Below are 24,973 nucleotides of genomic sequence, written 5' to 3'. Positions count from 1 at the left end.
TCTAGGCTACCGGCCGGTGAGGGACCAGGCGTCCTCGGAGCCGTCCTCGTCGTCGCCGGAGCTGTCGGCGCCGTCGTAATAGTCGATGCTCTGGGTGCGGTTGTCGAGGTCGGCGGCAACGAGGTCCTCCGCGTAGCCGCCCTGGGCGATGTTCGCGTTGGCGTTGTCGCTGAGCGCGGCGGTCTGGGAATCAGGCGTTGCCGGAGCTTCCTGTCCCTTCATTGCGGCCAGCACGGCGGCGAGATCGTCCGGCTTGACCAGCACATCGCGGGCTTTGGAGCCTTCGGACGGGCCAACCACGCCGCGTGATTCGAGCAGGTCCATGAGGCGGCCGGCCTTGGCGAACCCGACGCGGAGCTTGCGCTGCAGCATGGAGGTCGAGCCGAACTGGGTGGTGACCACCAGCTCCGTGGCCTGCAGCAGGACCTCGAGGTCGTCCCCGATGTCGTCGTCGATCTGCTTCTTCTCCGCTTCGGGTGCAACGTCGTCACGGTAGACGGCCTGGAGCTGGCCCTTGACGTGTTCAACCACCTTGTGGATCTCGGATTCGGTGACCCAGGCGCCCTGCACACGCATCGCCTTGGAGGCACCCATCGGAAGGAACAGGGCGTCGCCCTGGCCGATCAGCTTCTCAGCGCCGGGCTGGTCCAGGACCACGCGGGAGTCTGTCACGGAGGACGTGGCGAAGGCCATGCGCGACGGCACGTTGGCCTTGATCAAGCCGGTGACGACGTCAACGGAGGGGCGCTGCGTGGCGAGCACCAGGTGGATGCCGGCGGCGCGGGCCAGCTGCGTGATGCGGACGATGGAGTCCTCGACGTCGCGCGGCGCCACCATCATCAGGTCGGCGAGCTCGTCGACGATCACCAGGAGGTACGGGTAGGGGCGGATGACGCGCTTGGAGTCCACCGGCGGCTGGACCTTGCCGGCGCGCACTGCCTTGTTGAAGTCGTCGACGTGCTTGAAGCCGTAGTTGGCGAGGTCGTCATAGCGGGCGTCCATTTCGCGGACCACCCACTGGAGCGCCTCGGCCGCCTTCTTGGGGTTGGTGATGATGGGCGTGATGAGGTGCGGGACGCCCTCGTAGGCGGTAAGTTCCACGCGCTTGGGGTCCACCATGACCATGCGGACCTCGTCGGGGGTGGCCCGCATCAGCAGGGACGTGATCATGGAGTTCACGAACGAGGACTTACCGGCACCGGTGGCACCGGCCACCAGCAGGTGGGGCATCTTCGCCAGGTTGGCCACGACGTAGCCGCCCTCGACGTCCTTGCCGACGCCCATGACCATGGGGTGGTCCGTGCGGCGGGCGTTCTGGCTGCGCAGGACGTCGCCCAGCGACACGGTCTCACGGTCCGTGTTGGGGATCTCGATGCCGATGGCGGATTTGCCGGGGATGGGGCTGAGGATGCGGACGTCGCTCGAGGCGACGGCGTATGAGATGTTTTTGGAGAGCGCGGTGACCCGCTCCACCTTGGTGCCGGGCGCCAGTTCGATCTCGTAGCGGGTCACGGTCGGCCCGCGGCTGAAGCCGGTCACGGAGGCATCCACGTTGAACTGCTGGAGCGTGTCCGTCAGGGCGGCGACGACGGCGTCGTTCGCTTCCGTGCGTTCCTTGGGGACGGATCCGGGCGTCAGCACGTCGGACGAGGGCAGCGTGTAGGTGACGTCGCCCGCGAGGGACAGCTGCTCGGTGCGTTGGGGAATGGGGGTGGGCAGCGGGGCAGGCGCCACAGGTTTGGAGGGCACCTGGACGGCTGCGCCGGGAGTTGCGGCGGGTGCGTTCGCCGAGCCGGCCATGCCCGGGACCACAAGGGGAATGGCTTCGGTGGCGTTCTCGGCGTCCGCGTTCTTGGCGCCGAGCCCCTGGGCTGCCTTGATCTTCTCGACGGCGATCTCCGCCTGGGTGGGGCGCCGGACTCCGGGGGCCACGGCAGGGGCTCCCTTGCCGGCGGCCGGTGACTGGTCGTCGTCGTCGATTACGGCGTGTTCAAAGGCCTCGTCTCCAACGTAGCCTTCCAGCCGGGGATCGGCTTCCTCGTCCTTGCCAAAGAGCCGCCTGCGCTTCTTCTTCGGTGCCGGAGGGGTGTTCTCGTACAGGTAGCTGCGGTCGTGGGCGTCGCCGTCGTGCTCCTGGAGGTCGATGCCCATGAGGTGCTCATAGGCGCCGCGCAGCCTGCGCGGAATCGCTCCGAACGGCGTGGCCGTAACGATGAGCACGGACATGAAGGCCAGGAGCCCGTACAGGACCACCGGGACGGCGGGGTGGATGGCAGCCAGCGGGGAGGCGGCCAGGAATCCCAGCATGCCGCCGGCCTGCCGCAGCCCGTCGAAGCCCTCGCTGACAGTCGGCTGGCCGCCCACGATGTGCGCGATGCCGCAGCCGGCGAACGTCATGATGAGGAAGCCGATCCCCACCCGGTTGTTTCCGCGGCCGTCGACGGGCTGCCGGAACAGCCTGCACGCGCAGACGAAGAGCATGAGCGGCAGGACGAGCGACATCCAGCCGAAAGTGCCGTTGACCACGGCGTAGACGGCGTCAGGGAACCAGCCGCGGAAACCCCACCAGGCGAAGGTGGCGATGAAGACCGCCAGGGCCAGGTTGAACAGGGCGGCCCCGTCACGGCGGTCTTCGGGTGCGAGGTCGCTGACGTCCTGGCCGATGCGGCGCACTCCCCCGCCCACCAGGTGGCCGATGCCCAGCCAGGCCCCGCCGGCCACCCGCAGCAGCCAGGGCTGCCGGTGTTCGACGGCGGGAAGCTGGCGCGTGCGCGCGCTGCCGCCGGACGATCCGGCCCGGCCGGATTTGGCTGCCGAGGAGCCGCTGCGGCCTGCGGATGCGCCCGATTTACTGCTGGGGGTACGTTTTGGCGCGGGGGAAGTACGAGTGGCCATATCTGCCACGGTACTCCACTTCAGCCGGGAAACCGCGGATTTCCGGGCCCACGGGGGCTGTGTTCAGCCCCCGTGCACCGTCAGTTAGGCCTCCAGGACCACCGGGATGATCATGGGGCGCCGCCGCAGCTTGCGGTTGACCCACGTGCCGATGACCCGGCGGATGATCTGCTGCAGCTGGTGGTTGGTGTGGTCGGCGTTGCTGAGCACGGCCTCCTCCAGCGCGGCGTTGATCTTGGGGATGATGTCGTCGAAGACCGAGTCGTCCTCGGCGACGCCGCGGGCGTGGATCTCCGGCCCGGAGACAACCTTGCCCGTGGCCCGGTTGATGACCGTGATGATGGAGATGAAGCCTTCGTCGCCCAGGACGCGGCGGTCCTTGAGGTCGGCGTCGGTGATTTCGCCGACGCTGGAGCCGTCCACGTACACGAAACCGACCTCGACCTGGCCCACGATGTCGGCCTGGTGGTCCCGCAGGTCAATCACCGTGCCGTTGTCCGCCAGCAGGACGCTGGCCGACGGAACGCCCGACTCCTCGGCGATCTTGCCGTTGGCGATCAGGTGGCGGGTCTCGCCGTGCACCGGCATGGCGTTGAGCGGCTCGAGGATGTTGTAGCAGTACAGCAGTTCCCCTGCCGCGGCGTGCCCGGACACATGGACCTTGGCGTTGCCCTTGTGGATCACGTCGGCGCCGAGCTTCAGCAGGCCGTTGATGATGCGGAAGACGGCGTTCTCGTTGCCGGGAATGAGGCTGGACGCCAGGATGACGGTATCGCCCTCCCCCACCACCACACGGTGGTCGCCGTTGGCCATGCGTGACAGCGCAGCCATGGGCTCGCCCTGCGAGCCGGTCGACATCAGCACCACCCGGTTGTCCGGCAGTGTGTCGATGTTCTTCAGGTCCACCAGGATGCCGTCAGGCACGTGCAGGTAGCCGAGTTTGGCCGCGATGGCCATGTTCCGCACCATGGAGCGTCCCACGAAGGCGACGTTGCGGCCGTGCTTGGCTGCGGCGTCCAGGACCTGCTGCACGCGGTGAACATGCGAGGAGAACGACGCCACGATGATGCGCTTGGAGGCCTGCGCGAAGAGCCGGTCCAGGGTGGGGCCGATCTCCTTTTCCGCGGTGGTGAATCCCGGGACGTCGGCGTTGGTGGAGTCCGACATGAACAGGTCCACGCCTTCTTCGCCCAGCTTGGCGAAGTGCCGGAGGTCGGTGATGCGGCCGTCGAGGGGCAGCTGGTCCATCTTGAAGTCGCCCGTGTGCAGCACCGTGCCGCCGGCTGTGCGGATGAACACGGCCAGGGCGTCCGGGATGGAGTGGTTGACCGCCACGAATTCACACTGGAACGGGCCGAACTGCTCCACCTGTCCCTCGGTGACGGACAGCGTGTAGGGCCTGATCCTGTGTTCCTGCAGCTTGGCCTCAACGAGTGCCAGCGTCAGCTGGGAACCGACGAGCGGGATGTCGTTGCGGAGCCGCAGCAGGTACGGAACGGCTCCGATGTGGTCCTCGTGGCCGTGCGTGAGGACCACGGCGACGATGTCGTCGATGCGGTCCTCGATGTAGGAGAAATCGGGCAGGATGAGGTCAACGCCGGGCTGGGTTTCCTCGGGGAAGAGGACACCGCAGTCGACAACCAGCAGCTTGCCGTCGATTTCAAACACAGCCATGTTCCGGCCGATTTCACCCAGCCCGCCCAGCGGGACAATCCGCAGGGTGCCCTGAGGAAGGCGGGGAGGCGTAACGAGGCCAGTGAGGGCTACTTGGGTCATAATGCACTTCTTTCCAGACGGAAGAGTGCCGGTCTCAGTCCGTCAGGAAAAGACCAGCCCTCCTTCCGCCAAGTCCTCGCGGATGGTTTCGATCTCGGCTTCGTCCGGCTCCACGAGGGGCAAGCGGACAATCGAGTTGGGCAGGACTCCCTGCCATTTAAGAATTTGCTTGGCTGCAACGGCACCCTGGACCCGGGTCATGGTTGCGCGCACTACCGGCTCAAGCTCGAAGTTGATCTTGCGGGCCGTGCCGAGGTCATTCGCGTTGATCGCGTCGATGAGTTCCCGGAAGCGGCGGGTAACGACGTGCGTGGTGACGCCCACGAGGCCCACGGCGCCCAGGGCCATCCACTGCAGGGTCAGGCCGTCGTCGCCGGAGTAGAACGCAAGGTCGGTCTCGGCCAGCACGCGGGTGGCTGCTGCGAAGTCGGCCTTGGCGTCCTTGACGGCCACGATGTTCGGGTGCTGGGCCAGGCGGATCATGGTGTCCGGGGCGATCTCGATGGAGGACCGTCCGGGGATGTCGTAGAGCATGACGGGCAGGTCCGTGGCGGAGGCGACTGTCTCGAAGTGCGCGCGGACACCGGCCTGGCTGGGCTTGTTGTAGTAGGGCGTGACGATCAGCAGACCGTCGACGCCCAGCTTTGCGGCTTCCTGGGACAGGTGCACGGAGTGGGCGGTGTCGTTGGTGCCGGTGCCGGCGATGACGGCGGCGCGGCCGCCAACGGCTTCCATGACGGCGCGGAACATTCCGAGGTTTTCCTCGTCGGTGAGGGTGGACGTCTCACCGGTGGTTCCCGTGACGACGAGGCCGTCGCAGCCGTCGTCAACGAGCTTGCTGGCCAGTTCCGCGGCCTGCTGGTAATCGACCTTACCGTCAGTGGTGAACGGGGTGACCATTGCGGTCAGGAGGGTGCCCAGGGCAGGAATGTTCGCGGAAGTGTCAGCCATGGGAAAAACGTTACCCTGTCACGTGCAGGTTAGGACAATGGCCGCCGCGTGATGATCGTCAAATTCCGGCACGCACACTGGCCCGTGCACGGTAGCTGCGGCACAGCACCGGCAGCCTGCGCCGCGCTGGCTGCCTGTACCGCGTCGGCTACCTGTACCGATCCAGGGGCCCCCGCCGGAGCACAGCGGTGACTACTTCAGTTCCGGTAGCGCCCGCCTTCTGCATGGACAGCCCGTCCGGGCCCCAGAAACCGCTCAGGCCGCAGGACGGCCCGAGCGTCGTGCGGCCACCGAGGTTGGCCAGGGCGCCGTACATGCGGTTGTCCATGGCCCGCGCCCCGAGGTGCAGCCCCAGGCGGTGGCCCTCCTCCTGTGTGTAAAGGGCCGAGACGGCATACACGTCGGCCCCGGCGGCGGCAGCAGCACCTGAGTGCGCCGGATGCGCGGCGTCGAAGCAGATGGCCAGTGCGATCTTCCAGCCGTCCACGTCCAGCAGGAGCGGTTCCCGGAGTGCTTGATGGCCTGGCCCTGCTTCGAACAGGGACTGCTCGTCGCCGTGAAGGTGCGTCTTGAAGCCGGCCTCTTCCGTGCCATTCGGATGGACGGCCAGGGCTGCGAGCCGCGGCGTGCCGTCCCGTTCCCGGAAGGGCACCCCAACGACGGCAGTGATCCCCGTCCTGCGGCAGATTTCCCGAATGGGGTCCAGTCGGTGGTCCCCGGCCGTCACCCACCGGTCCCCACCCGGCCGATCACCACCCCGCCGATCACCACCCCGCTGATTCCGGTGACGTAGCAACGTCAGGTCGTACCCCGTGAGCGAGAGCTCCGGAAACACCACCAGCCGCGCACCGTGCGAGTCGGCGTCCTCGATGAGGCGCACATGCTCAGGCACATTGACGTCGATGCCGCCATCGAGGGCCTCGTACTGGACAACGGAAACGGTCAGCGGTGCGGTCACGGGCCCATCCTAGGCCTGGTCCGTTCCCGAGCAGTACCGCTCCACTGCGGCCTCCCGCAACGATTCGGCCCACAGTGCCAGGCGCTGCGCGGCGCGGACATAGTGAAACAGTTCCGTGGGCGTCAGCGCATCGACGTCCGTTTCGGACAGCCGGCGGGCAAGCTCAGCCCCCGGAGCCTGGTCGGAGAGTGCCACGCCTTCCCGGACCCACTGGACATCCTCGGCAGGCTCCCCCGCCACGAGCTGCCGGAAAAGGAAGTCCACCACGCCCGGGCTCATCGCCTTCAGCGGATCACTTTTAGGCGGATCGGACCTTCGTGGCTCAGGCCTTGGCGGGTGCGCCCGGTGCCGGTCAGTCCCGCGCCGATCAGTCCCGTACGGATCACCTGTGGGCCGATCAGCTCTGGACCGATCAACTGTGGGCCGATCAACTCTGGACGGATCGGCCCTCGGCGCCTGGGTCCGCCCTTCCAGTTGGTGGCCCGGTGAACGCCCCGATGACTTCTTCATGCCGGCCATACTATTCGAACATATATTCGAATACAAGGCCTGGCCCGGACACATCCTGGGTCCTGGTCTCATCCTGACTGAGGGGTACGACTAAACGCAGTCCCCCGGACCGCCTGCGTGCCTTGTCCTGTCCAGCCGGGTCCACCGGTGCTTCACTGGAAGGTACGACGGCGGCCTGCCGCCTTTCGCCGCCAGCCGGAGGTGCCCGAATGCGCAAAATCATCCTGATGATGTCGGTGTCCGTGGATGGGTTCTTCGAGGCGCCCGGCCGGGACATCAGCTGGCATCTGGTGAACGACGAACTCCTCGAGCATCTCAACGCGCTGTTCCGGACGATGAGTGCCTTCATGTCGGGGCGCATCACCCACGAGCTGATGGCCGCTTACTGGCCCACTGCAGACAAGGATCCCCGGCTCTCGGCGCCCATGGCGGAGTTCGCCGGGATCTGGCGCGGGATGCCCAAGTTCGTGTTCTCGCGGACCCTCACCGGGGCCGGCTGGAACACAACGGTGGTTTCCGACGTCGTCCCTGACCAGATCGCGGAACTGAAGGCGCAGCCCGGCGGCGACATCGCCCTGAGCGGCGCCAATCTGGCTTCCTCCTTGATGCGGCATGGCCTGATCGACGAGTACCGGATTCTCGTTCATCCCGTGGTCCTGGGCCGGGGCCGGCCCCTGTTCGAGGACCCCGATGTCGGGATGAGCCTCAGGCTCGAGGGGACACGGCCGTTCAGCAACGGCGTGGTTTTGCTTCATTACTCGGGCGGCAGTGGCTAGAGTCTGCCCGTCACGCGGCACAACCCGGAGACAGAGGTTCACGAAATCAGTGCACTATGGCTGATGTGAGACGATCACACCATGACCTCGCGGAGCACGGCTGCATCTTCCAAGACAGCGAAGGGGCCGGCTACAGGCGTCCGACTGGCGGGCATTGACGCTGCCCGCGGCCTGGCCCTCCTGGGCATGATGGCCACCCACCTGCTCCCGACCTTCGAGCCCAATGCCGCGCTGACCCCGACCTGGGTGGGCCTGACGTTCTCCGGCCGCGCCGCTGCCCTGTTTGCCGTGCTCGCGGGAATCGGCCTCGCCCTGTCCACCGGCAAGCAGCACCCGCTTGACGGACCCGCGCTGAGTGCGGCACGGCGGGGCATCGCCATGCGCGCGCTGGTGATTGCCGTCGTCGGTCTCGCGCTCGGCGGCCTTGATGTCAACATCGCGGTGATCCTGGTGCATTACGCCGTGCTGTTCCTGTGCATCCTGCCGTTCATGGGCCTGCGGCTGAAGGCCCTGTGCGCCTGGGCAGTGGGCTGGATCCTCCTTTCCCCGGTGATTGCTTTTCTGCTACGCCCGTGGCTCATGGCCGCAGATCCGCCGCTGCAGCTCAACCACAATCCAGGGTGGGAGGACATCACCACCCCGGGCCAACTGCTCGGCGACCTGTTCCTGACCGGCTACTACCCGGTGTTCCAGTGGATTTCATATTTGCTGGTGGGCCTCATCATCGGCCGGCTCGCGCTGACAACCGCATTCGTTCCCGTGTTGCTGCTGCTCGCCGGCACCGCGGCGGCGGCCTTCTCCAAGGTCCTGGGTACAGCGGCCATGGAGCAGTGGGGCGGCCGCGCCGCCCTGCAGGACACCCTGACGGACCCCAACTATCCACTGGACAGCCTCCTGCAGGTCAACCTGGCCGGCGTCCGGCAGGAGGGATCATGGTGGTGGCTGGCCGGCAGCGCGCCGCATTCCGGAACCACGCTGGACCTGCTGCATACCAGCGGCGTGGCGGCCGCCGTCGTCGGGCTTTGCCTTCTGGTGGGCAGGCTGGGACAGTGGCTGGCTCTGGACCTGCTGCTTCCGCTGCGCGGACCCGGGGCCATGACGCTGACGCTGTACACCGCCCACGTGTGCGTTGTGGCGTCATTCCATCTCAAGCCGTTGCCCGTGGGGTGGACCGAGGACGGGATGTACTTCGCGCACGCGGCGCTGGCAGTCGTGATCGGGATGCTCTTCGCAATCCTGAAATGGCGGGGTCCGCTGGAGTGGCTCGGGCACGCCGCCAGCCAGGTGGGCCGGCACCAGCCGGCAAAAGTCCGCTAACCGGCCACGGACGGGCTGTTCCTACCCGATGGTTGGCATCAGCCGCAACGGCCGTGTCCGTTAGCGGGCCACAGCATCGCCGGAGGCGCGGAACAGCCGCACCGCATCGCGCATGGAGGAACGCGCCCGCTTCCGGTCGCCCGACGCGTCGTAGGCGCAGCTGAGCCGGAACCAGGACCGCCAGTCCTCCGGCGCGGCTTCGGTTTCGGCGCGGTACTTCTCGAACTCCTGGTCCGCGGCAGCCCGGATAATCCGGCCGGCGGGGGTGCGCGGCAGATTGTCCTCCGGCAGGCCGCCTTCAGCCTCAAGCACGCGTGCCATCTGTTCGGTCCGGGCGCCGAAGAGGAGTTCCCGGATCATGGCCCAGGCGCCGATCACCGGCAGCACGAGGTACGCGGCGCCGATGGCCTTGGCCACCGGCTCGGCGTCCGTCAGCAGCAGGACGGAGCGCTGGAAGGACACCACGAGGTAGAAGACCAGCAGGAGCGTCACCGCGCCCACCCAGATCTTGGTGCGGTTTGTCCTCAGCCAGCCAAGGAGCGGTTTCACGGTGTTACAGCCCCAGGTCCAGGTAGCCGTCCAGGCCGACGGTGAGCCCCGGGTGCGCTGCAACGTTCCGCACGCCCAGGAGCACACCGGGCATGAACGAAGCCCGGTCAAAGGAGTCGTGACGGAGCGTCAGCTGCTCCCCCGGCCCGCCGAGCAGGACTTCCTGATGCGCCACCAGCCCGCGGAGCCGGACGCTGTGCACGCGCACGCCGTCCACCACACAGCCGCGGGCGCCGGCCAGCTCCGTTGTGGTTGCGTCGGGGCTGGGGCCGAGGCCGGCCGCCTCGCGTTCGGCAGCCACCAGCTGGGCGGTGCGCACGGCGGTACCCGACGGCGCGTCCACCTTGTCCGGGTGGTGGAGCTCGATGATCTCCACGGATTCGAAGTACTTGGATGCCTTCGCGGCAAATGCAGACGTGAGCACGGAACCGAGGGCGAAGTTGGGTGCAATCAGCACACCGACTTCCGGGTGGCCGGCCAGCAGGGTCTCCAGCGACTCCAGCCTGCCCTGGTCCCAGCCCGTGGTGCCGACAACGGCATGCATGCCGTTTTCGACGGCGAAGCGGACGTTCTCCTGGGTGCTCTCCGGAACGGTGAGGTCCACGATGTAGCGGGCACCGGATTCGAGCAGGGAATCGAGGGTGTCTCCGCGTCCCAGCGCGGCGACGAGCTTCATGTCGGGTGCGGCCTCCACAGCTTTGACGGCCTCGGCGCCCATGCGCCCGTTTGCGCCCAGAACGGCGACAGGAAGTTGTTGGGTCATGGATTCAACACTACCGTTCGGGCGGCCGGCGGACGGAACCGGAGCGCATGCGTTACCTCACGCGCGGACGCCCTAAAGCCTGCCTGTGCCGGCCCCTATTCCCCGGCGCTGACGTCCGTTATTGCCCGGCTCCGACCCATTCGACTGTGCCGTCGCTGAAGAACTGTTCCTTCCAGATCGGCACCTGCGCCTTGACCCGGTCCACAAGCTCCGAGCACACGGCGAAGGCCTGCCCGCGGTGGGCGGCCGATACCGCGCAGACGAGGGCAGGGTCGCCGATTTCCAGCGGGCCAACCCGGTGCGCGACCCAGATCCGGACGGGCGGAGCCGCCGCGCCATCAGTGGACCCGTCGGCTCCGGCCGCCTCGGCCTGTTCGGCAATCAGCTGCGCCACGACGTCGTCCAGCACCTTCCGGGCCGTGGGATGGGCGCTGTAGCTGAGCCGGTCCACCGGCTTGCCGCCGTCGTGGTTCCGGACCACGCCGCTGAAGCTGACCACGGCTCCTGCGGTCTCCGATTCCACGGCGGCGATGGCCTGGTCCACGGAGATGGGTTCGGTGCTGAGCACCGCGGTTACTACTTCGAACGATGCCTCAGTGGCCATGTCCGCCCTCCAACTGGTCGCACAGGTGCCCGATCACCGGGTCCAGGACGGACAGTCCGTCCATAACCCCCTTGGGTGATCCGGGCAGGTTAATGATGAAAGTCCTGCCGGCCGTACCGGCATGTCCGCGGCTCAGCATGGCATGCGGCGTCTTCGCCGTACCGAACTGCCGGATACCCTCCATGATGCCGGGGATTTCGCGGTCCAGCAGCGGCAGCGTCATTTCCGGCGTGCGGTCGTCCGGGCTCAGTCCCGTTCCGCCGCTGGTGATGACGACGGCGGGTTCCTGGGTCAGGAGCGCGCGGATCGCCGCGCCCACCGGCTCACCGTCGGGCACCACCATCACCGGATACGGCACGAAGCCGTGTTCGGTGAGCCAGTCGGTGATGACGGGGCCGGTCTCGTCCTGGTAGACGCCCGAGGCAGCCCGTGTTGAGGCAATCACGACGCCGGCCTTGCGGCCCTGCACCTCGCCGTGGACGTGCGCGCCCCTGGCTCCGGGGTCAGTGGACTTCGAAGCGGGGGCTTTGGAATCAGCAGTGCTCACAGTGCCCAGTCCCCGCTCTTGCCGCCGCTCTTGGCCAGGACCTTGATGTCCGTGAGGATGGCGTGCTTGTCCACGGCCTTGATCATGTCGTAGACGCTCAGCGCCGCCACGGAGGCGGCCGTCAGGGCCTCCATTTCGACGCCGGTCACACCCCGGGTCTTGACCGTGGCCCGGATGTCCACGGTCTCGGGACCCAGTTCGAAGTCGACGGTCACCTTGGAAATGGGGAGCGGGTGGCACAGCGGGATCAGCTCAGGGGTTTTCTTGGCCGCCATGATCCCGGCAACCCGGGCCACGGCCAGGGCATCGCCCTTGGGCAGGCCGCCGGTGCCCAGCAGCGCCAGGACCTCGGCGGTGCTGTGGACCGTCGCCGTGGCGGTGGCCTCGCGGGTGGTTTCCGGTTTTCCCGAGACGTCCACCATCTGGGCCGTGCCGTCACGGCGCAGGTGGGTCAGGGCGCCGTGGTCATTTTCTGCAGTCACAACATCCATACTTCCACCTCGGCGCCGGCGTCGAGAGCAGCGGTGCCGGCGGGTACGTGCACCAGGGCGTTCGAGTGGGCCAGCGCCTGCACCAGGTGCGAACTTTCGCCGCCCTGCAGCCGGACCGTGCCGTCAGCCTGGAAAGACCCGCGCCGGACCTGGTGCTTGCCCGCGGGAGAGGTCAGGGGCTGGGCCAGCCGGGCACGGACCGCGGGCCTGGGCGCGGGCGCTCCGAACAGTTCGCCCAGCACCGGACGGAGGAACATCTCAAAGGAGACGAGGCAGCTGACGGGGTTCCCCGGAAACGCAAGGAGGGGGACGCCGTCGAACGTTCCCAGCCCCTGGGGGCCGCCGGGCTGCATGGCGACGTGCTGGAACGCGACGTCCTGGCCGTCCATGGCCTGCCGCACCACCTCGTACGCGCCCTTGCTCACTCCCCCGGTGGTGACAATGAAGTCCACCGCGGGCGCGTGGGTGCGCAGCAGCGCCCGCAGGCCGTCGGGACTGTCGGCGGAAATGCCCGCCCTGGTCACGTCAAGTCCCGCCTGCCGGAGGGAGGACTCCAGGAGGGTGCCGTTGGCGTCGTAGATCTTGCCGCCGCCCAGCGCTTTGCCGGGTTCCACCACTTCATCGCCGGTGGTGACCAGCAGGACCGAAAGCTGCTTGTGGACCAGGACGTCCGGCAACCCGAGCGCTGCGAGCAGGCCCAGCTGCGCCGGCCCAAGGCAGGTGCCGGCCGCCAGGGCCTGCCGGCCGGCCTCGATGTCGCTTCCGGCGGCGCGGATGAACGTGCCCGCAGGCGTGGCCGGCAGACTCACCTCAGCGTCTTCGCCCGGGTCCGGAAAGACGGAGGGGACAGCCTGTTCAACGGGTACGACGGCGTCCGCCCCGTCGGGCACCATGGCACCGGTCATGATGGGGACAGCGGTGCCGGGCTGCAGGGGCGCAGGCTGTGCGCCCGCCGGAACGGGAGCCGCCACGCGCAGGAGCGCGCCGCCGTCGGGCACGTCGGTGGAGCGGATGGCAAAGCCATCCATTTGGGAGTTCGGAAACGGTGGCAGGCTCAACGGAGCGGTGACGTCCTCGGCGAGCCCGCGGCCCAGCGCCCGGACCAGCGGCAGTTTTTCGGTCCGCTCCGGGGACACCAGCGGTTCGAGGAGCTCCCTGACCGCCTGCCGGTGATCCGTGACGCTCCGGTGTACGCCGGGACGGTGTTCGCCGTGGTCGTGCTTGCCCTCATCGTGCTGGCTGTGCTGATGGGTGCTGTGCTCGTGGGGGCTGTGCATGGACCGGCCTTTGGTGGGCTACGTTTTCACGTCCACTCTAATGGTGTGGAAGCCCGTGGCACCGTCCGGCGCCACCGAACGCTGTTCCTCCGTCTGTGCAGTGCCTTTGAGGTCCGTGGCGCGCACCTGGATCTCATGCTGCCCCGGCTGCAGGTCGACGCCGAGCTGCCACTGATACCACGTGTCCACCGAAATGCCCGGGGCCAGCTTGGCCGGCTGCCAGTTCCCCCGGTCCACGCGCAGCTCGACCTTGCCGATTCCCGTGTGCTGCTCCCAGGCAACGCCGCCAAACACCACGTTCCCGGCCGGCACCGAGGCCCCGTCCCGGGGTACGTCGATCCGGGACGAGATCTTGATGGGCCCCCGCTCGGACCAGCCGCGCGGTGTCCAGTAGGCCACGTCATCGGCGAACCTGGTGACCTTCAGTTCGGTGAGCCACTTGGTCGCCGAGACGTACCCGTACAGCCCGGGGACGATCATCCGCACCGGGAAGCCGTGCTCGAGCGGAAGCGGATCACCGTTCATGCCGACGGCGAGCAGCGCGTCGCGGCGGTCGGTGAGCGCCTCGATCGGGGTGCCGGCCGTAAAGCCGTCCGAACTGCGCGACAGCACCATGTCCGCCTCCGGTTTGGGCCCGGCCAATGCCAGCAGCTCCCGCACCGGCCAGCCCAGCCAGCGGGCGTTGCCGATCAGGTCGCCGCCCACCTCGTTGGACACGCAGGCGATGGTCACGTGCCGTTCGATCAGGGTCTTCGACAGCAGGTCCTCGAACGTGAGCTCGACTTCGCGTTCCACCAGCCCGGTGACCTTGAGCCTCCACTCGCGGGAATCGAGCACTGGGACGGACAGGGCGGTGTCGATGCGGTAGAAGTCGCTGTTGGGTGTGACCAGCGGCGCCACCCCGGCCAGGCCGATGTCTGCACCGGCCGGAATCGGCGGCGCCGGTGATTTCGGCACGGGCAGCCGCAGGGTCCGGCGGACCTCGTTGACGCCGGCTGCCCCGCCCCGCCACACCGTGACGACGGCGCCGCCCACCAGGACGCCGGCGGCGATGCCGCCCAGCAGCTGGAAGAAGCCCCGCCGGGCCGGTCCCCGACCGGCGCCGCCGCCCGTGTCCGGGGCGGCCAGGCGCCGTACCAGCTTCAGCAGCACGGCGATGCCGATCCCGGCCGCTAGGAGCGGAAGAACGACGGCGGCGGCGGTCACCTGGGCTCGGGTCAGGACCGCCGCCAGGCCCACGGCGCCGAAGACGGCAAAGACAGCGGCACCCGCGAAGCGCCGGCGCAGCTCCAGGACGCCCGCCGCGGCGGCGAAAACGGCGATGGCCAGCGCCATGCCCGCCAGCAGCGCCAGCTTGTCCGCGGTGCCGAAAAGGGAAACAGCCCAGTCCTTGACGCCGGGCGGGGCAGCGTCGATGACGGCGCCGCCAAGGGCGCTCACTGTTGACAGCGAAGGACTGACAAAGCCGGCGATGAGTTCACTCGCGACGAGTCCGGTGCCGGCTGCGACCACGCCTGCGGCCGCCGCCCACCGGCGCCGGTGCCGGCCTGGCTTCTGGGACCCGTTCACCTTTCAAGCATAGGTTCAGGAGCGCTTTCCGGCACCGCCCACTACCCCACCCCGCTGGCGCAGCTGCGGGCCCGAGTCCGCAGGGCGGTCACGGTTCGGGCCGGGTGTGATCCGCGCCCCATCGTGGCGTAGCCTGAAGTAATGAGTGTTCAGCTTGGCATACCGCAGCTCCGTGAAGGAGGCGCACCCGCTTCGGGTTCACAGCCCCTTCCGGTTGCGCCCGCGGCCGGGATCCCCGCCCGCCGCCCGGCTGAGGCTCCCGCCGGCCTAGCCGACCGTTACGGCCGCAGGGCCACGGACATGCGGCTTTCGCTGACGGACAAGTGCAACCTGCGGTGTACATACTGCATGCCCGCCGAGGGGCTGGAGTGGCTGTCCAAGCAGGCAGTCATGACCGGCGAGGAAATCGTGCGGATCGTCGGCATCGGCGTCGACCGGCTGGGCGTGCGCGAACTGCGCCTGACCGGCGGTGAGCCTCTGGTCCGTGCCGACCTCGTCGACATCATTGCCGCCCTGCGCCAGGCACACCCCGAGCTCCCCATTTCCATGACGACGAACGGCGTCGGGCTGGACCGGAAGGCCGCAGCACTCAAGGCCGCCGGCCTGACCCGGATCAATGTCTCCCTGGATTCACTGCATGAGGAAACCTTCGCCAAACTCACCCGGCGCCCGTTCCTGGACCGGGTGCTCGCCGGGGTGGATGCCGCCTGGGCCGCCGGCCTCGGTCCGGTGAAGCTCAACGCGGTGCTGATGCGGGGCATCAACGACACCGAGTCGCCGGCCCTCCTTGCCTGGGCACTGGAGCGCGGCTACGAGCTGCGTTTCATCGAGCAGATGCCGCTGGACGCCGATCACGGCTGGACCCGCCGGGACATGATCACCGCGGCCGAGATCCGCGAACTCCTCTCCAAGGAGTTCGTGCTGAGCCCGGACCCGCGCGCCCGCGACGGCGCACCGGCGGAACGCTTTGAAGTACGACGCCGGACGGCAGGTTCCGCTGATTCAGCCACTTCCGGTTCACTCGGCCCGGTGCTGGGCACCGTGGGGATCATCGCGTCGGTCACCGAACCGTTCTGTTCGGACTGCCGGCGGACCCGGATCACCGCCGAGGGCAAGATCATGAGCTGCCTCTTCTCCCGCGAGGAATTCGACCTGCTCGGCCTGCTGAGGCAAGGCGCCAGCGACGAGCAACTCGCCGACCGCTGGCAGGATGCCATGTGGCTGAAGCCCAAAGCCCACGGCATGGACCACGTGGGACTCGACGCCCCGGACTTCGTCCAGCCGGACCGCAGCATGAGCGCCATCGGAGGCTGATCCTTGAACGTACGATACTTCGCTGCCGCACGCTCCGCGGCAGGCGTGGAGGAAGAGCGCTTCGAACTTCCCGCCGGTTCCACGGTGGAGTCGCTCCTTGCTGCCGTCCTCGACGTCGAACGGCCTGAGCCTCCGGCCGGGACGCCAACGCTGGACAGGATCCTGGCCCGCAGCAGCTTCCTGTTGAACGAAGTCGCCGTCCGGGACCGGAGCACCGTGCTGGCGGCCGGCGACGTGGTGGACGTCCTGCCGCCCTTCGCCGGCGGCTGACCCGACCGGGCCCGGCGGCCGGGCCCGCCTGAGCGCCGCCTGTTCAGGCGCGGTGGCAGATCGAGGTCATGAACGGCTGAAAGTCCTGGGCCTCCCCCAGGCGCAGTTCGGCCGTGTGCGTCAGCACCCCCTGGTCCACCCGGAAGGTGTGCCTGGCGGTGCCGCGGTCGCTGCGCCGTTCCACGGTAAGGGTGGAGTCGTGCCACACACCGCGGGCAGGGGCCGCCGGTGGCCTGCCCATGCTGTCGACGTAGTACCAGAGGGTTTCGTCGTGGTCGGGATCCACCGTGAACACCCCGTGCCCCTCAAAATGCGTCCCGTCCGCTTCGGTGTGCCGGTACGACTGCACGACGGCGAACCCGCCCGCCGCGCGGGTGAACGTCACCTCCGCGGTGGCCGTGCGGGCCGGACCCCAGGGCGAGGCGGCCAGTTCGGTAGTTCCCAGCCAGCGCCCGACGAAGATCTCCAGCGCTTCATGCGCTGAGCCCGGTTGCGGCTGCTCCATGATTCCTCCTAGGCCGGAACTCCAGTAAATTCAGAGCCCGAAGGTTTCCGATTCGTCGAAGGGGCCGACCACCGTCACGGTCCGGGGCGCCGCGGCAAGCTCGCTGGCCAGCTCCTGGACCTGTTCAACGGTCACGGCCTTGATGAGGCGCAAGGTCTCGTCGATGTCCTGGTATTCGCCGGAGACCAGCTCGGCGCGGCCCAGCCGGGACATGCGGGAGCCGGTGTCCTCCAGGGCCAGGACGATCCCGCCGCAGAGCTGCCCCACTGCCTTGCGGAGCTCGTCCTCGGAAATGCCGCCGGCCGCGAGGCTGTCGAGTTCGGCGCCGAGGAGTTCCAGGACCTGTCGGACCTTGGTGGGCGTGCAGCCTGCGTACATGCCGAAGTAGCCGGCGTCGGCGTAGGACGAGGCAAACGAATAGGTGGAGTACACGAGCCCGCGCTTCTCACGGATCTCCTGGAACAGCCGTGACGACATTCCGCCGCCGAGTACCGCGTTGAGCACGCTCATGACGTAGCGGCGTTCATCGGTGGCCACGATTGTGGGGCAGCCCATGATGATGTTGGCCTGTTCCACCGGGCGGGTGACCACGTGCAGCCCCGCGGTGCCGGTGATCTGTGCGCGTTCGGTGGAGCGGCGCTCCACGGGAGCCGCCCCGGGCTCCAGGGACCACCCGGCCGAGTGGAGGGCATCCACCACAAGCCGGCAGACGACGTCGTGCTCCAAACCGCCGGCGGCGGTGATCACCAGCTCATCCGGTCGGTAGTAGCGGCGGTAGTGGTCCCAGACGGAGTCGCGCGCCACGGCGCGGATGGCGTCCGGCGTGCCGCCAATGGGGCGACCGAGGGGATGGGTGCCGAGCACGGCGGCCACGAAGTGTTCATGGGCGACATCCGTGGGGTCATCGCTGTCCATGGCGATCTCCTCGAGGATGACGTCGCGCTCCTGCTCCATCTCCGCGGGATCCAGCACGGCGCCGGTGATCATGTCGGCAATGACGTCGATGGCCATCGGCAGGTCCGTGTCCAGTACACGGGCGAAGTAGCAGGTGCTCTCTTTGGCGGTGGCGGCGTTGGATTCACCGCCCACCTCGTCAAAGGCCGAGGCGATTTCGAGGGCCGTGCGCCGCTTGGTGCCCTTGAACAGGAGATGCTCAAGGAAGTGCGTGGAGCCATGCTGCCCGGGGGCCTCGTCGCGGGACCCGACGCCCACCCAGAATCCGATGGTGGCCGAACGCTGCCCCGGCATGGCCTCAGTCAGGACGCGGACCCCGCCGGGGAGGACCGAGCGGCGGACTTCCGAACCGCCGTCGGCTCCGTGGATCAGGGTGTCGCCGGGGTGGTTCTGCTCCAGCGGCAGGGGTACGACAGTCATCAAGGCCTTTCGGGAAGCGGAGCCAAATCTGCCTGCAATCGTACCAGCGGGCCCCGCCGTCGGCGTGGCTCTGGCGTGGGCTGTTTGCCGCCGCAAGCGGAGGTTTTGGGTGCGGGTTAAACGGGGCGGGGCCGGTGGTACAACCAACGGCCCCGCCCTGATGGGTTCCGGCAGCACTCAGCTGCCGGAGCCCGGAACTACTCGGAAGCGTCCGAGCCTTCTGCCGAAGCCGAAGCGGAAACGCGGTCGGCGTCGCCGGCGCCTTCCTCTTCAGCAACTACGGGAGACAGGGACAGCTTTCCGCGGTCGTCGATCTTGGTGATCTCGACCTGGATCTTCTGGCCCACGGAGACGACGTCTTCGACGTTGTCCACGCGCTTGCCGCTGGCGAGCTTGCGCAGCTCGGAGATGTGCAGCAGGCCGTCCTTGCCCGGAGTCAGGGAGATGAACGCACCGAAGGTGGTGGTCTTGACCACGGTGCCCAGGTAGCGTTCGCCGACCTCTGGAACCTGCGGGTTGGCGATGGCGTTGATCGCGGAGCGGGCGGCATCTGCCGACGGGCCGTCGGTGGCGCCGATGTAGACGGTGCCGTCGTCCTCGATGGAGATGTCCGCGCCGGTGTCCTCCTGGATCTGGTTGATCATCTTGCCCTTGGGGCCGATGACCTCGCCGATCTTGTCCACGGGGATCTTGACGGCGATGACGCGCGGAGCGAACTCGGAGAGCTCGTCCGGGGTGTCGATCGCGGCGTTGATGACCTCGAGGATGTGCAGGCGGGCTTCGCGTGCCTGCTTCAGTGCTGCTGCCAGCACGGATGCGGGGATGCCGTCGAGCTTGGTGTCCAGCTGGATGGCCGTGACGAACTCGGAGGTACCGGCAACCTTGAAGTCCATGTCACCGAAGGCATCTTCGGCACCGAGGATGTCGGTCAGCGCGGCGTAGCGGGTCTGGCCGTCCACCTGGTCGGAGACCAGGCCCATGGCGATGCCGGCAACGGCAGCCTTCAGCGGAACGCCGGCGTTGAGCATGGACAGCGTCGAGGCGCAGACCGAGCCCATCGAGGTGGAGCCGTTCGAGCCGAGGGCTTCGGACACCTGGCGGATGGCGTACGGGAACTCCTCGCGGGACGGCAGCACCGGGACGAGCGCGCGCTCGGCCAGGGCACCGTGGCCGATTTCGCGGCGCTTCGGGGAACCGACGCGGCCGGTCTCACCGGTGGAGTACGGCGGGAAGTTGTAGTTGTGCATGTAGCGCTTGCGCGTTACCGGCGACAGCGAGTCGATCTGCTGTTCCATCTTGAGCATGTTCAGCGTGGTGACACCCATGATCTGGGTTTCGCCACGTTCGAAGATGGCGGAACCGTGAACGCGGGGCAGGACCTCGACCTCGGCGGTGAGCTGACGGATGTCCGTCAGGCCGCGGCCGTCGATGCGGACCTGGTCCTTGAGGATGCGCTGGCGGACCACGTGCTTGGTCACGGAGCGGAAGGCTGCGGACAGCTCCTTCTCGCGGCCTTCGAACTGCTCGGCCAGCGAGCCAACAACCTCGTCCTTCAGCTCGTCGGCTGCGTTGTCGCGGTCCTGCTTGTCCGCGATCTGGAAGACAGCGGTGAGCTTCTCGGAGGCAGCAGCCTCAACGGCAGCGTACACATCGTCCTGGTAGTCCAGGAAGACCGGGAACTCGACGGTGGGCTTGGCGGCGCGGGCTGCCAGGTCCTGCTGGGCTTCGCAGAGTGCCTTGATGAACGGCTTGGCAGCCTCCAGGCCCTCGGAAACAACCTCTTCGGTGGGAGCGGTGGCGCCCTGTTCCTTGATGAGGCTCCAGGAGTTGTCCGTGGCTTCGGCCTCGACCATCATGATGGCGACGTCATCACCGGCAACGCGGCCGGCAACCACCATGTTGAACACGGAGTTCTCGAGCTGGGAGTGCTTCGGGAAGGCAACCCACTGCGAACCCTGCTCGTCGGCGACGAGGGCAACGCGGACGCCGCCGATCGGGCCGGAGAACGGCAGGCCGGAAAGCTGGGTGGACATCGATGAGGCGTTGATGGCCACAACGTCGTAGAGCTCGTCCGGGTTGATCGCCAGGACGGTGACGACGATCTGGACCTCGTTGCGCAGGCCCTTGACGAACGCGGGGCGCAGCGGGCGGTCCATCAGGCGGCAGGCCAGGATCGCTTCGGTGGACGGGCGGCCTTCGCGGCGGAAGAACGAGCCCGGGATGCGGCCGGCGGCGTACATGCGCTCTTCGACGTCCACCGTCAGGGGGAAGAAGTCGAAGCCTTCACGCGGGTGCTTGCCGGCGGTGGTGGCGGAGAGCAGCGCGGTGTCTTCGTCGATGTACACCATGGCTGCGCCGGCTGCCTGCTTGGCAAGACGGCCGGTTTCGAAGCGGATTACACGCTTGCCAAAGCGGCCATTGTCAATGACTGCTTCTGAGAACTGGATTTCGGGACCCTCCAAGAGAGTCACCTCCGTTTCCTATGTAACGGAAGTCCAGCCGCATCAACCCAGCCCAGCATCTGTCTACTGGCCCTTGCACCCGGTCATCGATCGAGACCCACGGGCCGGCTTCAGTCAGCGAAGCTTCCCGGGGATCACTACCGAGGACCGCGAATGCGTGATGCGGTTGATCCTCCTGTTTAGTTTTTATGTGCTGATGAGGCGACCCGTTCCGGGTGGAAAGGGCCGCCTCCAAACCAGACTAGCGGCGCAGGCCGAGACGCTCGATGAGCGAACGGTAGCGGGCGATGTCAGTGTTCTTCAGGTAGGTCAGCATGCGCTTGCGACGACCAACCATGGCCAGCAGACCGCGCTGGGTGTGGAAGTCGTGCTTGTGCTCCTTCATGTGCTCAGTCAGATCCTTGATCCGCTGAGTCAGAACCGCAATCTGGACCTCCGGCGAACCGGTGTCGCCCTCGGACGTTGCGTATTCCTTGATGATGGACTGCTTTACGGCGGCGTCAAGTGCCACAATAACTCCTAGAGATGTGCCGTGAGGCCCGAGTCAGTAATTCACTGCCGGGGGTGCCGGCGCGGTGTTCCGGGGAACATTCCGCGCAAGACAGGATCCAGCAACCACGGACTGCAGCCGGATCCACCGCTTAGTTTACCGGGCGTGTTGCAATTCTGTCGAAACGGCAAAAGGGCTGGTCACGCGTCCGGAAGCAGGTCCCGGATGGCCGCCATGCCGCGGTGGAGTTCGGCGAAGCCGGTGCTCAGCGGCGAAAGTCCGATCCTGATGCCCTGCGGCGCGCGGAAGTCCGGGATGACGTCCCTCTCCCAGAGCGCCGCGGTCACCTTCCGGAAGGCGGGATGGTCAACGGTGATGTGGCCTCCCCGGCGGTCAGGATCGCGGGGTGTAGCAAGCCTCACCCCGGCCGGCGCGAGCCAGGCATCGTGCAGTTCCAGCGCGTAGGCGGTGAGCTGGCGCGACTTTTCCCGGATGGCCGGCATGCCGGCCGCTTCAATCAGGTCCAGCGTGCCGCGCATGGCGATCATTCCGAAAATGGCCGGCGTGCCGCTCAGGAAACCGCGGATGCCGGGGGCCGGTTCGTAGCCCGGGCCCATCTCGAACGCGTCCTTCCTGCCCATCCACCCCCAGATGGGCTGCGCCAGTCCGGGCAGGTGGCGGGCGTTAACATAGGCGAAGGCAGGCGAGCCCGGCCCGCCGTTCAGGTACTTGTACGTGCAGCCCGCCGCGAAGTCCACGTTCCAGGCATCCAGCTCCAGCTCCACCGATCCGGCGGAATGGCACAGGTCCCAGATCAGCAGTCCGCCGGCGTCGTGCACCGCTGCCGTTATGGCAGGCAGGTCCGCAAGGTACCCGGAGCGGTAGGCCACATGGCTGAGGAGGACGACGGCGGTGGCCGGCCCCACCGCCTCCCTCACCTGCTCGACGTGGACACCGGAGGCGGGATCCGCCTCGATCCAGCGCAGGGTCAGGCCCTCCTCCCTGGCGATGCCTTCGACGAGGTACCGGTCAGTGGGAAAGTTGTCCGTGTCCACCACGATCTCTGTCCGCACCGGATCCCCGACGGCGGCCAGCGCTGCCCGGATCAGCTTGTACAGCACCACCGTGGTGGAGTCGGCGATAATGGTCTGGCCCGCGGCGGCGCCCAGTACCGCCCGCCCCAACTGGTCGCCGATGGCCTGGGGCATGTCCAGCCATTCCTCGTCCCAACCCCTGATCAGGCGGCCGCCCCAGCCCTCCTCGATGAAGGCGGCAATGTCTCCGGCGGTCCGCTTGAGAGGGCGGCCGAGGGAGTTGCCGTCGAGGTAGGACAGCTCGGTGTCCGCGCCGACGAACAGGTTCCGGTACCGGGCGAGGGGATCTTCGGCGTCGAGGCGTGCGGCCTTTTGCAGCAGGGCGTCGCCTGCCTGCGTGATCACTGTCCGATCTCCGTGCGCACGGCGAACAGCTCCGGGAAGAACGTCAGCTCAAGCGCCTTTTGCAGGAACGCCGCCCCGGAGGAGCCGCCGGTGCCCGCTTTCATGCCGATGGTCCGCTGCACGGTGCGCAGGTGCCGGAACCGCCACAGCTGGAAGTTGTCCTCCAGGTCGACCAGCTCCTCGCATGCCTCGTAGGCTCCCCAGTTCTGCGCGGCGTGCTCGTAGATGTGCTTGAACAGAGGCACCAGGGCAGGCTCAAACTCATGCGCGCGGGTCACGTCCCTGGTCAGCACCTCGTCGGGAACATCGAAGCCCTGGCGGTGCAGGTAGGCGAGGAATTCGTCGTAGATGCTCGGCGCGTGCAGGACTTCGGTGAGCAGGGCGTGGGCGTCGGGGTCGGACTCGAACACGGGGAGCATCTTCCGATTCTTGTTGCCCAGCACGAACTCGACGGCACGGTACTGGCTGGACTGGAACCCGGACGAATTGCCCAGGAACCCGCGGAATTCGGCGTACTCGGTGGGTGTCAGCGTGGCCAGGACGGACCACTGTTCGGTGAGCGTCTTCTGGATGTGCTTGACCCGGGCGATGCCCTTCAGTGCCGAACCGAGGTCATCGGAACGCAGCCACTGTGCGGCGCTGCGGAGCTCGTGGAGCACCAGCTTCAGCCACAGCTCCGTGGTCTGGTGCTGGATGATGAACAGCAGCTCGTCGTGGTGTTCCGGGACGCTAACAGGCTGCTGGGCGCTGAGCAGCGTGGGCAGCTGCAGGTAGGAGGCGTAACTCATGCGGGAACTGAAATCCCGCACAATCCCCTTGTCCAGTTTCCTGGTGTTCTTCTCTACGGTCACAGCGTCGCCTTCCTTGCCAATACTGTGTGGTGCGGGAGTGGTGAAGGACCGCGGGGTGCAGAGGCTAGCGCCTGAGCAGGATGTCGTGCGTCTGCAGGACGTCCTGGCGCATCTGCTCCACGAGGGCTTCAGGCCCACGGTATGCCACCATGCCCCGGAGCCTGGCCACGAACTCCACGACTACTGTCTGGCCGTACAGATCGAAGTCCTCGATGCGCTCTTCCGGCCTGTCGATGACGTGCGCCTCCACCTGGCGGCTCACGCCGTCGAACGTGGGGTTGGAGCCAACGGAGATGGCTGCCGGCCAGCGGGTACCGGCCTCATCCACGAGCCAGCCCGCGTAGATGCCGTCCGCCGGAATCAGGCCGCTCGCATCACTGGAAAGGTTGGCGGTCGGGAAACCGAGGTCGCGGCCGCGCGCGGCCCCGTGGACCACCTCGCCCCGCATCCGGTGGGCGCGGCCCAGGACCGCGCCGGCGGTGCCGACGTCTCCCTCCCGGAGCGCTTCACGCACCCAGGTGGAGGAGCAGCGGCGGTCCGTTCCGCCGTCGTCATGCAGCGGGAAGCCTTCGGAGCCGAACTCGCTGATGACGAGAACCTCAAAGCCGAACTTCTCCCCCAACTCCTGCATGGTGTTCAGGTCGCCGGAATTCCCCTTGCCGAACCGCGTGTCGTGGCCGATCACCACGTGACTCGCGTGGAGACTGTCCACCAGGACCGAGCCGACGAACTCGTCCGGGGTGAGGCTGGCGAGCTCCAGGGAGTACTTCATGACCAGAATGGCGTCCAGTCCGAGCTCGCCGAGCGCCTGGAGTTTGTCCTCCAGGCCCATGATCAGTTCGGGGGCGCTTTCCGGCCGATGGACCAGGGCCGGATGGGGGTCAAACGTCACGGCAACCGACTTGGCGTTGTTCAGCCGCGCGGTCCTGATGAGCTGGGACAGCACCTGCTGGTGGCCGCGGTGGACGCCGTCGAAATTGCCGATAGTGACAACGGAAGGACCAAAGTCTTCGGGGACCTCGGTCGGATCATTCCAGATGTGGACCATCAACCTCGCCTTTTACTGCCTGACAGAACTTGCTCCCGGCGCACCGGGGCCGGAACTCTCTAAGGTTACCCGCAATCACCGCCTGCCACGGACGCCGGGTTCAGTGGCCCGAGGAGCCACCGCGCGGTTGGCCCGGCGGGGCCCCTGTTGCCTCAAGTCAATACCTCCGCGAAGGGGCATACGTTGCGTCATTGGAAAACCTCCGGTTGGGTCGGCGGTTCCAGTCCCCGTTGACTG

Annotated in this window: 23 protein-coding genes; 4 read left to right on the top strand and 19 right to left on the bottom strand. The window is 67.6% G+C overall.

What is annotated here, in order from left to right:
• Nucleotides 1–6 precede the first annotated feature (6 nt).
• The 5 genes from ACFTSA_RS21160 to ACFTSA_RS21140 all read right to left on the bottom strand — a co-directional run bounded on the left by ACFTSA_RS21160 (nucleotide 7) and on the right by ACFTSA_RS21140 (nucleotide 6,847).
• Nucleotides 7–2,895, bottom strand: coding sequence for a DNA translocase FtsK (locus ACFTSA_RS21160; RefSeq protein ID WP_377953817.1), 2,889 nt, complete (start codon nucleotides 2,893–2,895; stop codon nucleotides 7–9).
• 84 nt (nucleotides 2,896–2,979) lie between these two features.
• Nucleotides 2,980–4,671: a ribonuclease J gene (locus ACFTSA_RS21155; protein ID WP_377953816.1), complete on the bottom strand. Its 1,692-nt coding sequence runs from the start codon at nucleotides 4,669–4,671 to the stop codon at nucleotides 2,980–2,982.
• Between the two features lie 42 nt (nucleotides 4,672–4,713).
• The gene (dapA, locus tag ACFTSA_RS21150) at nucleotides 4,714–5,622 is read right to left on the bottom strand and encodes a 4-hydroxy-tetrahydrodipicolinate synthase (protein ID WP_377953814.1); all 909 of its coding nucleotides are present in this window, start codon (nucleotides 5,620–5,622) and stop codon (nucleotides 4,714–4,716) included.
• 148 nt (nucleotides 5,623–5,770) lie between these two features.
• Complete coding sequence (locus ACFTSA_RS21145; RefSeq protein WP_377953812.1) at nucleotides 5,771–6,580, bottom strand: carbon-nitrogen hydrolase family protein; 810 nt, start codon at nucleotides 6,578–6,580, stop codon at nucleotides 5,771–5,773.
• Nucleotides 6,581–6,589: 9 nt separating this feature from the next.
• Nucleotides 6,590–6,847: a hypothetical protein gene (locus ACFTSA_RS21140; RefSeq protein ID WP_377953810.1), complete on the bottom strand. Its 258-nt coding sequence runs from the start codon at nucleotides 6,845–6,847 to the stop codon at nucleotides 6,590–6,592.
• A 452-nt stretch (nucleotides 6,848–7,299) separates the two neighbouring features.
• On the opposite strand from ACFTSA_RS21140, the gene ACFTSA_RS21135 reads away from it, so the two are divergent.
• The gene (locus tag ACFTSA_RS21135; RefSeq protein WP_377953809.1) at nucleotides 7,300–7,866 is read left to right on the top strand and encodes a dihydrofolate reductase family protein; all 567 of its coding nucleotides are present in this window, start codon (nucleotides 7,300–7,302) and stop codon (nucleotides 7,864–7,866) included.
• Between the two features lie 81 nt (nucleotides 7,867–7,947).
• The gene (locus tag ACFTSA_RS21130; protein WP_377953808.1) at nucleotides 7,948–9,183 is read left to right on the top strand and encodes a heparan-alpha-glucosaminide N-acetyltransferase domain-containing protein; all 1,236 of its coding nucleotides are present in this window, start codon (nucleotides 7,948–7,950) and stop codon (nucleotides 9,181–9,183) included.
• Between the two features lie 60 nt (nucleotides 9,184–9,243).
• Here the strand turns inward: ACFTSA_RS21130 and ACFTSA_RS21125 are convergent, their stop codons facing one another.
• The 7 genes from ACFTSA_RS21125 to ACFTSA_RS21095 all read right to left on the bottom strand — a co-directional run bounded on the left by ACFTSA_RS21125 (nucleotide 9,244) and on the right by ACFTSA_RS21095 (nucleotide 14,983).
• Entirely contained in the window at nucleotides 9,244–9,732 is a 489-nt protein-coding gene (locus tag ACFTSA_RS21125) for a hypothetical protein (RefSeq protein ID WP_377953806.1), read from the bottom strand.
• Nucleotides 9,733–9,736: 4 nt separating this feature from the next.
• Entirely contained in the window at nucleotides 9,737–10,495 is a 759-nt protein-coding gene (dapB, locus tag ACFTSA_RS21120) for a 4-hydroxy-tetrahydrodipicolinate reductase (RefSeq protein WP_377953805.1), read from the bottom strand.
• Nucleotides 10,496–10,613: 118 nt separating this feature from the next.
• A complete protein-coding gene (locus tag ACFTSA_RS21115; RefSeq protein ID WP_377953803.1) occupies nucleotides 10,614–11,099 on the bottom strand; it encodes a molybdenum cofactor biosynthesis protein MoaE in 486 nt (161 codons plus the stop codon).
• Nucleotides 11,089–11,568 (bottom strand): molybdenum cofactor biosynthesis protein B, encoded by a 480-nt coding sequence (locus ACFTSA_RS21110; RefSeq protein WP_377953881.1) that lies wholly within the window; start codon nucleotides 11,566–11,568, stop codon nucleotides 11,089–11,091. Before ACFTSA_RS21110 ends, ACFTSA_RS21115 begins: the two co-directional genes overlap by 11 nt.
• A 74-nt stretch (nucleotides 11,569–11,642) precedes the next feature.
• Nucleotides 11,643–12,137: a cyclic pyranopterin monophosphate synthase MoaC gene (gene moaC / locus ACFTSA_RS21105; protein WP_377953802.1), complete on the bottom strand. Its 495-nt coding sequence runs from the start codon at nucleotides 12,135–12,137 to the stop codon at nucleotides 11,643–11,645.
• Nucleotides 12,125–13,414 (bottom strand): gephyrin-like molybdotransferase Glp, encoded by a 1,290-nt coding sequence (glp, locus tag ACFTSA_RS21100; protein ID WP_377953801.1) that lies wholly within the window; start codon nucleotides 13,412–13,414, stop codon nucleotides 12,125–12,127. Before glp ends, moaC begins: the two co-directional genes overlap by 13 nt.
• 18 nt (nucleotides 13,415–13,432) lie before the next feature.
• Entirely contained in the window at nucleotides 13,433–14,983 is a 1,551-nt protein-coding gene (locus ACFTSA_RS21095; protein ID WP_377953799.1) for a molybdopterin-dependent oxidoreductase, read from the bottom strand.
• 141 nt (nucleotides 14,984–15,124) lie between these two features.
• On the opposite strand from ACFTSA_RS21095, the gene moaA reads away from it, so the two are divergent.
• Nucleotides 15,125–16,297 carry a GTP 3',8-cyclase MoaA gene (gene moaA, locus ACFTSA_RS21090; RefSeq protein ID WP_377953798.1) on the top strand — a complete coding sequence of 391 codons (1,173 nt, stop codon included), beginning with the start codon at nucleotides 15,125–15,127 and terminating at the stop codon, nucleotides 16,295–16,297.
• A gap of 3 nt (nucleotides 16,298–16,300) precedes the next feature.
• The gene (locus ACFTSA_RS21085) at nucleotides 16,301–16,567 is read left to right on the top strand and encodes a MoaD/ThiS family protein (protein ID WP_377953796.1); all 267 of its coding nucleotides are present in this window, start codon (nucleotides 16,301–16,303) and stop codon (nucleotides 16,565–16,567) included.
• Nucleotides 16,568–16,610: 43 nt separating this feature from the next.
• Here ACFTSA_RS21085 and ACFTSA_RS21080 read toward each other — a convergent pair whose 3' ends face one another.
• From ACFTSA_RS21080 to ACFTSA_RS21050, 7 genes are all read right to left on the bottom strand, one after another.
• Nucleotides 16,611–17,072, bottom strand: coding sequence for a DUF1579 family protein (locus tag ACFTSA_RS21080; protein WP_377953795.1), 462 nt, complete (start codon nucleotides 17,070–17,072; stop codon nucleotides 16,611–16,613).
• 30 nt (nucleotides 17,073–17,102) lie between these two features.
• Nucleotides 17,103–18,446, bottom strand: coding sequence for a M16 family metallopeptidase (locus tag ACFTSA_RS21075; RefSeq protein ID WP_377953794.1), 1,344 nt, complete (start codon nucleotides 18,444–18,446; stop codon nucleotides 17,103–17,105).
• Nucleotides 18,447–18,643: 197 nt separating this feature from the next.
• Complete coding sequence (locus ACFTSA_RS21070; protein WP_377953880.1) at nucleotides 18,644–20,908, bottom strand: polyribonucleotide nucleotidyltransferase; 2,265 nt, start codon at nucleotides 20,906–20,908, stop codon at nucleotides 18,644–18,646.
• Between the two features lie 241 nt (nucleotides 20,909–21,149).
• The gene (gene rpsO, locus ACFTSA_RS21065; RefSeq protein WP_003798808.1) at nucleotides 21,150–21,419 is read right to left on the bottom strand and encodes a 30S ribosomal protein S15; all 270 of its coding nucleotides are present in this window, start codon (nucleotides 21,417–21,419) and stop codon (nucleotides 21,150–21,152) included.
• A gap of 179 nt (nucleotides 21,420–21,598) precedes the next feature.
• A complete protein-coding gene (gene kynU, locus ACFTSA_RS21060) occupies nucleotides 21,599–22,837 on the bottom strand; it encodes a kynureninase (protein WP_377953793.1) in 1,239 nt (412 codons plus the stop codon).
• On the bottom strand, nucleotides 22,834–23,688 hold the full coding sequence (kynA, locus tag ACFTSA_RS21055; protein WP_377953791.1) for a tryptophan 2,3-dioxygenase: 855 nt from the start codon (nucleotides 23,686–23,688) through the stop codon (nucleotides 22,834–22,836). The genes kynU and kynA overlap by 4 nt, the downstream gene beginning before the upstream one ends.
• Nucleotides 23,689–23,752: 64 nt before the next feature.
• Complete coding sequence (locus ACFTSA_RS21050) at nucleotides 23,753–24,736, bottom strand: bifunctional riboflavin kinase/FAD synthetase (RefSeq protein ID WP_377953790.1); 984 nt, start codon at nucleotides 24,734–24,736, stop codon at nucleotides 23,753–23,755.
• Nucleotides 24,737–24,973 lie beyond the last annotated feature (237 nt).

The organism is Arthrobacter sp. NPDC057013, from assembly GCF_042674585.1.
In the GTDB taxonomy this organism is placed as follows: domain Bacteria; phylum Actinomycetota; class Actinomycetes; order Actinomycetales; family Micrococcaceae; genus Arthrobacter.
The sequence above is the reverse complement of the archived record's forward strand: the minus strand, read 5'-3'. Positions and strand labels throughout refer to the sequence as shown.